The organism is Pseudomonas sp. NPDC098747 (assembly GCF_044760045.1).
Lineage (GTDB): Bacteria > Pseudomonadota > Gammaproteobacteria > Pseudomonadales > Pseudomonadaceae > Aquipseudomonas.
In genome coordinates this window covers 11,033-20,541 of sequence record NZ_JBIWAL010000073.1, presented here as the reverse complement: position 1 = coordinate 20,541, position 9,509 = coordinate 11,033, and the positions used below count along the sequence as shown (strand labels likewise).

At 61.4% G+C, this 9,509-nt stretch carries 8 protein-coding genes and 1 pseudogene; all 9 read right to left on the bottom strand.

The annotated features are described in order from the left end of the window. A partial coding sequence (gene murG / locus ACIQVE_RS26720; protein WP_402814312.1) for an undecaprenyldiphospho-muramoylpentapeptide beta-N-acetylglucosaminyltransferase occupies positions 1-912 on the bottom strand: 912 nt, incomplete at its 3' end. Next, complete coding sequence (gene ftsW / locus ACIQVE_RS26715; RefSeq protein WP_402814310.1) at positions 902-2,119, bottom strand: putative lipid II flippase FtsW; 1,218 nt, start codon at positions 2,117-2,119, stop codon at positions 902-904. The genes murG and ftsW, both read right to left, overlap by 11 nt. Then, a complete protein-coding gene (gene murD / locus ACIQVE_RS26710) occupies positions 2,116-3,462 on the bottom strand; it encodes a UDP-N-acetylmuramoyl-L-alanine--D-glutamate ligase (RefSeq protein WP_402814307.1) in 1,347 nt (448 codons plus the stop codon). The genes ftsW and murD overlap by 4 nt, the downstream gene beginning before the upstream one ends. Before the next feature lie 5 nt (positions 3,463-3,467). Next, a complete protein-coding gene (gene mraY, locus ACIQVE_RS26705; protein ID WP_402814304.1) occupies positions 3,468-4,550 on the bottom strand; it encodes a phospho-N-acetylmuramoyl-pentapeptide-transferase in 1,083 nt (360 codons plus the stop codon). Continuing rightward, entirely contained in the window at positions 4,550-5,917 is a 1,368-nt protein-coding gene (gene murF / locus ACIQVE_RS26700) for a UDP-N-acetylmuramoyl-tripeptide--D-alanyl-D-alanine ligase (protein WP_402814300.1), read from the bottom strand. The genes mraY and murF overlap by 1 nt, the downstream gene beginning before the upstream one ends. Then, a complete protein-coding gene (locus tag ACIQVE_RS26695) occupies positions 5,910-7,373 on the bottom strand; it encodes a UDP-N-acetylmuramoyl-L-alanyl-D-glutamate--2,6-diaminopimelate ligase (protein ID WP_402814298.1) in 1,464 nt (487 codons plus the stop codon). Before ACIQVE_RS26695 ends, murF begins: the two co-directional genes overlap by 8 nt. Next, on the bottom strand, positions 7,373-9,112 hold the full coding sequence (locus ACIQVE_RS26690) for a peptidoglycan D,D-transpeptidase FtsI family protein (RefSeq protein WP_402814316.1): 1,740 nt from the start codon (positions 9,110-9,112) through the stop codon (positions 7,373-7,375). The genes ACIQVE_RS26695 and ACIQVE_RS26690 overlap by 1 nt, the downstream gene beginning before the upstream one ends. Continuing rightward, the gene (ftsL, locus tag ACIQVE_RS26685; RefSeq protein ID WP_187678004.1) at positions 9,112-9,405 is read right to left on the bottom strand and encodes a cell division protein FtsL; all 294 of its coding nucleotides are present in this window, start codon (positions 9,403-9,405) and stop codon (positions 9,112-9,114) included. The genes ACIQVE_RS26690 and ftsL overlap by 1 nt, the downstream gene beginning before the upstream one ends. Next, positions 9,402-9,509: pseudogene (locus ACIQVE_RS26680) on the bottom strand (16S rRNA (cytosine(1402)-N(4))-methyltransferase); the annotation flags it as partial. The pseudogene ACIQVE_RS26680 and the gene ftsL, both read right to left, overlap by 4 nt.

Below are 9,509 nucleotides of genomic sequence, written 5' to 3'. Positions count from 1 at the left end.
CCGCATCAGGCAGGCAGCGCCTTCGCGGGCCAAATAATCGGCGTTGCGGGTCTGGTGATCGTCGATCGCGTGGGGCAAAGGCACCAGCATCGAGGGCAGACCGGCGGCAGCCAGTTCACTGATGGTCAACGCGCCTGCACGGCACACCACCAGGTCAGCCCAGCCATAGGCCTGGGCCATGTCTTTGATGAACGGCTGCACCTGCGCTTCCACGCCGGCGGCGCGGTAGCGCTCTGCAGTCACTTCATCGTGGTTTTTGCCGGCCTGATGGAACACTTCCGGACGCCAATCGGCAGCGACTTGGGCCAGCGCTTCAGGCAGCAACTTGTTCAACGGTTCTGCGCCCAGGCTTCCGCCCAGGATCAGCAAACGCGCTTTGCGACCGGCCAGGGCAGGTCGCGATGTTTCGAGGAACAGCTCGCTGCGCACCGGGTTGCCTGTGGTACGACGGCTGTCCGACAGAGTAAAGGTGTCGGGGAACGCTTCACACACTCGGGCGGCGAACGGCACCAGCAACCGATTGGCGGTGCCGGCGACCGCGTTCTGCTCGTGAACGATCACCGGCACACCGGCCAGTTTCGCCGCGAGACCGCCAGGGCCGGTCACGTAACCACCGAAGCCGAGCACACACACCGGACGCAGCCGACGAATGATCGCCCGCGCCTGCCAGACCGATTTGAGCAGCATGAACGGTGCCTTGAGCAGCGACAGCTTGCCCTTGCCGCGCAGACCACTGGCGTTGATCCGGTGCAGCTCCAGCCCAGCGGCCGGCACCAGTTCGTTCTCGATCCCGCGAGGCGTGCCGAGCCAATGCACGGTGTAACCGCGCGCCTGAAACTCGCGGGCACAGGCCAGCGCCGGGAACACGTGGCCGCCGGTTCCGCCGGCCATGATCAATACGTTAGCGCCCATGATTCGGCTCCTCGGCGAAGTCGCTCTCATGGAATTCCATCTCTTCACTGCCCAAATGGGTTCGACTCTCCCACTCGATCCTCAGCAACAAGCCAAGGCAGGCACAGCAGATCACCAACGAGCTGCCGCCGTAGCTGAGGAACGGCAAGGTCAGGCCCTTGGTTGGCAGCAGGCCGACGTTCACCCCGATGTTGATCAGGAACTGACCAATCCACAGGAACGACAGGCCGTACGCCACATAAGCGGCAAAGAATTGTTTGGCTTTCTCGGCCCACAGACCGATGTACATGCCGCGAATACACACGAACGCGAACAGCGCAACGGTGCACAGCGAACCGACCGCGCCGAGCTCTTCGGCGAGTACCGAGAACACGAAGTCGGTGTGCGCTTCCGGTAGGTAGAACTGCTTCTGCACGCTGTTACCCAGGCCCACGCCCAGCCATTCACCACGACCAAACGCGATCAACGCTTGCGACAACTGATAACCGGCGCCGAACTGGTCGGCCCACGGGTCGGCGAAGTTGGTCAGACGCGCCATCCGGTAAGGCTGCATCTGAATCAGCAAGACCACGGCCCCGACCGCCAACACCACCATCAGCGAGAAGCGGAACAAGCCGACCCCGCCAAGGAACAGCATCGCCGCCGCCGCACCCATCATCACGACGGTGGCACCGAAGTCCGGCTCCATCAGCAACAGGCCCGCCATTGGAAGCAGCACGATGAACGGCTTGAAGAAGCCCATCCAGCTCTCGCGCACTTCTTTCTGGCGACGAACCAGATAACCGGCGAGGTAGATCACCACAAAGACCTTGGCGATCTCCGACGGCTGCACGTTGAAGAAGCTGAAACCGATCCAGCGCATCGAACCGTTAACCTCGCGGCCGATCCCCGGGATGATCACCATGATCAGCAGGCCGAATGCACCCAGCAGCATCAACCAGCCAAGGCGTTGCCAGGTGGCGATCGGAATCATCATGGTGACGATGCAAGCGCCCAGTCCGATAACCACATAGATAAGGTGACGGATCATGTAATACAGCGGACTGCCCGACTGCGCAGCCGCCACTTCCGTGGACGCCGAGGCGATCATGATCAGACCCAGACCCAACAGCGCCAGGCAACCGGCGAGCATCGGGAAATCGAGATCAATGCCGCGTCCGGTAATCAACGGCGACGGGTACGGCTTGATGATGTTTGTCAGGTTCATGCCAATTCCTCCACGGCGCGGACGAACTGGTGACCACGGTCTTCGTAATTCTTGAACATGTCGAAACTGGCGCAGGCCGGCGACAGCAACACGACGTCACCCGGTTGAGCGGCAGCGCGGCATTGCGCGACAGCATCAACCAGGGAGGTAGCGCGAATCAGTGGCACGCCGTCGCCGATGGCCGCACCGATCTTGTCGGAGTCGCGGCCCATCAGGATCACGGCGCGGCAGTTGGCCGCTACCGGATCACGCAGGTCGTTGAACTCGGCACCTTTGCCATCACCACCGGCGATCAGAATGACTTTGCCGTCGATGTCCGCACCCAGGCCTTCGATGGCCGCCAGTGCAGCGCCAACGTTGGTGGCTTTGGAATCGTTGTAGTAGGCGACGCCGTTCAGATCACGCACCCACTGGCAACGATGTTCGAGACCGGCGAAGGTGCGCAACGCAGCAAGCATCGCGTCGAACGGCAGGCCGACCGCATGACCCAGCGCCAGCGCCGCCAGGGCGTTGGACTGGTTGTGCGCGCCACGAATTTTCAAATCGCGCACCGTCATCAGGTTCTGGAATTCGAAAGCCAGATACTTCTCGCCATCTTCTTCACGAATACCGAATGCCTTGAAATCAGGTTTCGTCAGGCCGAACGTCCAGCATGGCTGGCCCTCGCCCATCAGCGGACGCGTCAGCGCATCCTGACGGTTGACCACGAACTGCTTGGCACCACGGAAGATCCGGTGCTTGGCCAGGTGGTACGCCGGCAGACCGCTGTAGCGATCCATGTGGTCTTCACTGATGTTCAGCACGGTTGCCACTTCAGCGTTGAGCTGGTCGGTGGTTTCCAGCTGGAAGCTCGACAACTCCATCACGTACAACTCGACGTCGTCGCTGAGCAGATCCAGCGCCGGAGTACCGAGGTTGCCGCCCACCGCCACACGTTTGCCGGCCGCAGCCGCCATCTCGCCGACCAGTGTGGTGACGGTGCTCTTAGCGTTCGAACCACTGATGGCGACAATCGGCGCCTTCGCGTTACGCGCGAACAGCTCGATGTCACCGGACAATTTTACGCCACGCGCCGCAGCGGCTTGCAGGGCCGGGGTCGCCAGCGCCAGGCCGGGACTCACGTAGAGCTCGTCGGCACGGCAGAGGAATTCGACGTCCAGCTCGCCACAACGCACTTCCACGTGCGGATAGTCACGCTTGAGCGTGGCCAGTTCCGGTGGATTTTCCCGCGTGTCAGCCACAGCAAACGACGTGCCCCGGTTCGCCAGGAAGCGAACCAGGGACATGCCGCTCTTGCCGAGGCCGACAACGATGCGGAAGTGGTCAGAAGCGATCAGAGACACTCGTTCTACCTCAGCTTCAGGGTGGCAAGGCCAACCAACACGAGAATTACGGTGATGATCCAGAAACGGACGATCACACGCGGCTCGGGCCAGCCCTTGAGTTCAAAGTGGTGGTGTATCGGTGCCATGCGGAACACACGGCGACCGGTCAACTTGAAGGACGCAACCTGGATGACCACCGACAGGGTCTCCATCACGAACACGCCGCCCATGATGAACAGGACGATTTCCTGACGGACAATCACCGCGATGGTGCCCAGTGCAGCACCCAGCGCCAACGCGCCGACGTCGCCCATGAACACTTGGGCCGGATAGGTGTTGAACCAGAGGAACCCGAGACCTGCACCGATCAGCGCGCCGCAGAACACAATCAATTCGCCGGCGCCCGGCACATACGGGATCAACAGGTATTCGGCAAATTTCACGTTACCCGACAGGTAGCAGAAGATCCCCAGACCACCGCCGACCATCACGGTTGGCATGATCGCCAGACCGTCGAGGCCGTCGGTGAGGTTGACCGCGTTGCTCGAACCGACGATCACGAAGTAAGTCAGCACGATGAAACCGAAGCCCAGCGGAATGCTGTAGTCCTTGAGCATCGGCAGGATCAGCGTGGTTTCCACCGGCGTCGAAGCGGTCATATAAAGGAAGATTGCCGCGCCCAGACCAAACACCGACTGCCAGAAATACTTCCAGCGACTCGGCAAGCCACGGGAGTTCTTCTCGATGACTTTACGGTAATCGTCGACCCAGCCGATGGCGCCGAACAACAGGGTCACCAGCAGCACGGTCCAGACATAGCGGTTGCTCAGGTCAGCCCAGAGCAGAGTGCTGACGCCGATGGACGACAGAATCAGCGCGCCACCCATGGTCGGTGTGCCCGACTTGGACAGGTGCGATTGCGGACCGTCGTTACGAACGGACTGGCCGATCTGACGGTTCTGCAGAGTGCGGATCATCCACGGGCCAAAGCACAGCGACAAGACCAGCGCGGTCAGCACACCGAGGATCCCGCGCAGGGTCAGGTACTGAAAGACCGCGAAGCCTTTGTAGAACTGTTGCAGATACTCCGCTAGCAGCAGCAGCATTAATGTTTCTCCAGACTGGACCCGCACAGAGCTGCAACGATGTTTTCCATCGCTGCACTGCGCGAACCCTTGATCAAAATGGTGGTGTTTGTGTCCTGCTCGGCGTTCAGGGCCTGGATCAGTTCGGCTTGTGTGCCGAAGTGATGCGCCTGCTCACCGAATGCGTTGACGGCGTGAACCATGTTCGGTCCGACCGCGTACAGCGCGGATACCTTGCCCCGGGCGTACTCGCCCACGTCGCGGTGCCCCTGCTCCGCCCAATCGCCCAACTCGCCGATATCTCCGAGCACCAGGACGGTGCGGCCGGAAAAGCCGGCGAGTATATCAACGGCCGCGCACATCGAGGTGGGGTTTGCGTTGTAAGTGTCATCAATCACGCGCATGCCGTTTTTCGCCAATTGCGCGACGGTGCGGCCCTTGACCGGTTGCACCGCGCCAAGACCGGTGGCGATGCCGAACAGCGACACGCCCAAGGCGTGGGCAGCAGCGGCGGCGGCCATGGAGTTGGCAACGTTATGGGTGCCGAGCAGGTTCAGTTGAACGCGCTCCATACCTTCAGGCGTGTGCAGATTGAAGGCCGGGCAGCCCCGCGCATCGGTGCTCAAGTCGCTGGCGTAGAAGTCCGCCTGAGTATTGCTCAGGGCGAAGGTCAGCACTTTGCGACCGGCAGCGCGGGTCTTCCAGATACCAAAGGCCTTGTCGTCGAGGTTGAGCACGGCAATGCCATCGGCCGCCAGCCCTTCGATGATTTCGCCTTTGGCTTCAACGATTTTTTCCGGGCCGCCGAACTCACCGACGTGAGCGGTGCCGGCATTGTTCAGGATCGCTACGTGCGGCTTGGTCAGCCCAACGGTGTAGGCGATTTCGCCCAGACGCGAGGCGCCCAGTTCGATCACGGCGGAAGTATGTTCCGGCGCGAGTTCGATCAGGGTCAGCGGAACGCCGAGGTCGTTGTTCAGATTGCCGCGCGTCGCCAGCACCGGACCGCGCGTGCGCAGGATGCTTGCGAGCATTTCCTTGACCGTGGTCTTGCCGCTCGAACCGGTTACAGCAGCCACTGGCTGAGTAAACGCGGCGCGGTTCAAGGCACCCAACTGGCCCAGGGCCTGACGGGTGTCCTTGACCAACAATTGCGGCAAGGTGCTGTCGGCGACTTCGCGCTCGACCAGTGCAGCAACGGCGCCTTTAGCAGCGACGTCGTTCAGATAGTCGTGACCGTCGAAACGCGGGCCAGTCAGGGCAATAAACAGTTGGCCGGGCTGGATCGCACGGCTGTCGATGCTCACGCCGTCGAAACTGGCATCGGCGCTGATCAGGCGTGCGTCGAGCGCGTTGGTCAGCTCGCTGAGTGTCAGGGCCTTAAGCATGGGCGACCTCCCAGGCAGTCAGCGCGTGATCCGCTTCGACCAGGTCAGAGAAGGCATGACGCTCGCCGTTGATTTCCTGATAGTCCTCGTGACCTTTACCGGCCAGGACGATCACATCATCTGCCGAAGCGTCGGCAATCAATTGCGCGATGGCCTGACCACGACCGGCGACGAAGGTGACTTTATCCACAGCCGTGAAACCGGCGCGGATATCATCGAAAATCACTGCCGGGTCTTCAGTGCGCGGATTGTCATCGGTGACCAGAACTTGATCGGCCAGACGCTCGACCACTTCGGCCATCAACGGACGCTTGCCGCGATCACGGTCACCGCCACAGCCGAACAGGCACAGCAACTGACCTTTGACGTGTGGGCGCAAAGCCGTCAGAACTTTTTCCAGCGCATCCGGGGTGTGGGCGTAATCGACCACCACCAATGGCTGAGTGCCGCCACCAAGACGCTGCATGCGTCCGGCCGGGCCTTCGAGTTTCGGCAGTACTTTAAGAATTTCGTCGAGCGCGTAATCCAGGCCGAGCAAGGCGCCGACGGCTGCCAGTACGTTACTCAGGTTGAAACGGCCGAGCAGCGTGCTGCGCAGATGATGCTCGCCCTGCGGCGTGACCAGTGTGGCGCGCACGCCGTGATCGTCGAACTGCGCTTCGCGGCAATACAGGTAAGCGCTGCTGTCGAGCAGGCTATAGGTGATCAGACGCGACTCACGTTTTTCGGCGGCCAGTTGCCGGCCGAAATCGTCGTCGAGGTTGACCACACGGCATTTCAGATCATTCCAGGCGAACAGCTTGGCCTTGGCCTGCGCGTAAGCCTCCATCGTGCCGTGATAATCCAGATGATCGCGGGACAGATTGGTCATCACGGCGACATCGAACGCCAGCGCGGTGACGCGGCCCTGATCCAGACCGTGGGACGACACTTCCATGGCCACGGCTTTGGCGCCGGCCTTTTTCAGGTCGCCCAAAGTCGCTTGCACGGCAATCGGATTCGGCGTGGTGTGCAGACCGCTTTGCAGTGCGCCATAGAAGCCGGAACCTAGGGTGCCGACAATGCCGCAATGCTGGCCGAGCAGATCCAGCGCCTGCGCGACCAGTTGGGTCACGCTGGTTTTACCGTTGGTGCCCGTCACCCCCACCAGATTCAGGTGATGGCTTGGCTCACCGTAAAAACGCCCGGCAATGTCCGACAGCTGCGCTGCCAGACCCTTGACCGGAATCAGCGGCACGTCGGTGATCGGCAGCACGGTGGCGCCTTCCACTTCATACGCCACAGCGGCGGCGCCGCGTTGCAAGGCATCGGCGATGTGCGCACGACCATCGAATTTGCCGCCCGGCACCGCGAGGAACAGGTCGCCCGCGCGTACGTTACGGCTATCCAGCGCCAATTCACGGATCAACAGATCGTGGCCGGCGTGGGGGAATATCTTGTTCAGACTTAATGACATCAGCCGCGCCCTCCATTGGCTTTCAGCGGAACGACCGGGGTGGCGTTGGCCTGTTGTGTGGTCGGCAGGTTATCCGGGGTCACGTTCATCAAGCGCAGGGTGCCGGACATCACACGGCTGAACACCGGCGCGGAAACCAGACCACCGAAGTAACCGGCCTTGGACGGCTCATCGATCACCACAACGATGGCGTAACGCGGATCGCTCATCGGGCCGAAGCCGGCGAACAGCGAACGGTAGGAGTTTTCGGCGTAGCCCTTGGTGCCCACCGAAGTCTTGCGCGCCGTACCCGACTTGCCCGCCACGTGATACGCCGGCACCTGTGCACGGAACACACCGCGCGGGGCCTCGATCACTTGGGTCAACATGCCTTGCATGGTTCTCGCGACAGTTTCCGGCAGCACTTGCGTGGTCTGCGGCATCTTGTCGGTTTTGATCAGCGTCAGCGGCGCGAGGCGACCGTTGTTGGCCAGCGCCGAGAAGGCGTGAACCAGTTGAATCGCGGTGACGGAAATACCGTAGCCGTAGGACAGCGTCGCCGTTTCGGCCTTGCGCCATTCGCGGTAGTTCGGCAGGTTGCCGACGCGCTCGCCCGGGAAGCCGAGGCCGGTGTCCTGGCCGAGACCGACTTTCTGCGCAAGGCGGAAAATCGTTTCGCCGCCGATATCGAACGCGACCTTACTCATGCCGACGTTACTGGAATTGATCAGGATGCCGGTCAGGTCGAGCACCGGGCCTTCGGATCTCGAGACGTCCTTGATGGTGTATTTGCCGATCTGCAGCGTGCCGGGATAAACCTCGACGGTATCGCTCGGTTTCCAGCGACCGGTTTCGATCGCGGCGGCCATCGAGATGGCTTTCATGGTCGAACCCGGTTCGAACACGTCGATCATTGCGCGGTTACGCATCATCGCCGGCTGCAGGTTGCGGCGGTTGTTCGGGTTGTAGGTCGGCTGGTTGACCATGGCGAGGATCTCACCGGTCTTCACGTCCATGATCACCAGGCTGCCGGCCTTGGCGCCGTTCTCGATGATCGCGTTACGCAACTCGCGGTTGGCCAGATATTGCAGGCGCAGGTCAATCGACAACGCCAAGGGCTTGCCGGCCTTGGCGTTTTTGGTGACCTGGACATCCTTGATCAGCCGACCGCGGCGATCCTTGATGACTTGGCGTTTGCCGGGGACGCCGGCCAGCCATTCGTCGTAGGCGAGTTCGACGCCTTCACGACCGTGATCATCGATGTCGGTAAAGCCGACCATGTGCGCGGTGACTTCACCGGCCGGGTAGAACCGGCGGAATTCTTCGATGCCGTAGACGCCCGGTACTTTCAGGTCGAGCACAGCCTGGCCTTGCTCGGGGGTCAGCCCGCGCACCAGATAAATGAATTCTTTGTTGGCCTGGGCCTCAAGGCGTTCGGTCAGGGCTTTCGGGTCCTGTCCCAGCGCGGCGGCCAGTGCTGGCCACTTTTCTTTGGCTGTCTGCATTTCCTTGGCGTTGGCCCACAGGGTGGTCACCGGAGTACTGACGGCCAAAGGCTCGCCGTTACGGTCGGTGATCAGACCACGGTGAGCCGGAATCGGGATGTGACGAAGACTGCGTGCATCGCCCTGACCTTTGAGGAAGTCACGGTCAACCACTTGCAGGTCGATGATGCGCCAGCAGATCGCGGCAACCATTATGCCGAGCAGCGCCACCATCAGGCGGAAGCGCCACGGGAACAGTGCGCCTTCAAGTTTCATCATGGCGCCACCATCTTCACGTCAGCCGCGCCGGGAATGTGCATTTTCAGTTGTTCGGTGGCCAACACTTCGATCCGGCTGTGCGCGGTCCAGGTGCTTTGCTCGAGAATCAGACGCCCCCACTCGGCCTGCGCCTTGTCGCGCACGCTAAGTTCGTTATAAAGATTGTTGAGCAACTGACGGTTCCAGTGCGCGCTGTAAGACACGCCGATGGCCGACACGAGCACGCCAACAAACAGCAGCAGCATGAAAAAGCTGCCGCCGGGCAGTGGCTTGGCGAAAAGCTTGCTCACCGCAGCTTCTCCGCGACGCGCATGACGGCGCTACTGGAGCGTTGGTTGGCTTTGAGTTCGGCTTAGGAGGCGGTATGATTTTTGATATGGTATTTGTTTTTATT

What these genes read in the sequence shown, in the direction of transcription:
- ftsW (WP_402814310.1), bottom strand. Translation starts at nt 2,119, where the DNA reads ATGAACCTGACAAACATCATCAAGCCGTACCCGTCGCCGTTGATTACC.
- mraY (WP_402814304.1), bottom strand. Translation starts at nt 4,550, where the DNA reads ATGCTGCTGCTGCTAGCGGAGTATCTGCAACAGTTCTACAAAGGCTTC.
- murF (WP_402814300.1), bottom strand. Translation starts at nt 5,917, where the DNA reads ATGCTTAAGGCCCTGACACTCAGCGAGCTGACCAACGCGCTCGACGCA.
- ACIQVE_RS26695 (WP_402814298.1), bottom strand. Translation starts at nt 7,373, where the DNA reads ATGTCATTAAGTCTGAACAAGATATTCCCCCACGCCGGCCACGATCTG.
- ACIQVE_RS26690 (WP_402814316.1), bottom strand. Translation starts at nt 9,112, where the DNA reads ATGAAACTTGAAGGCGCACTGTTCCCGTGGCGCTTCCGCCTGATGGTG.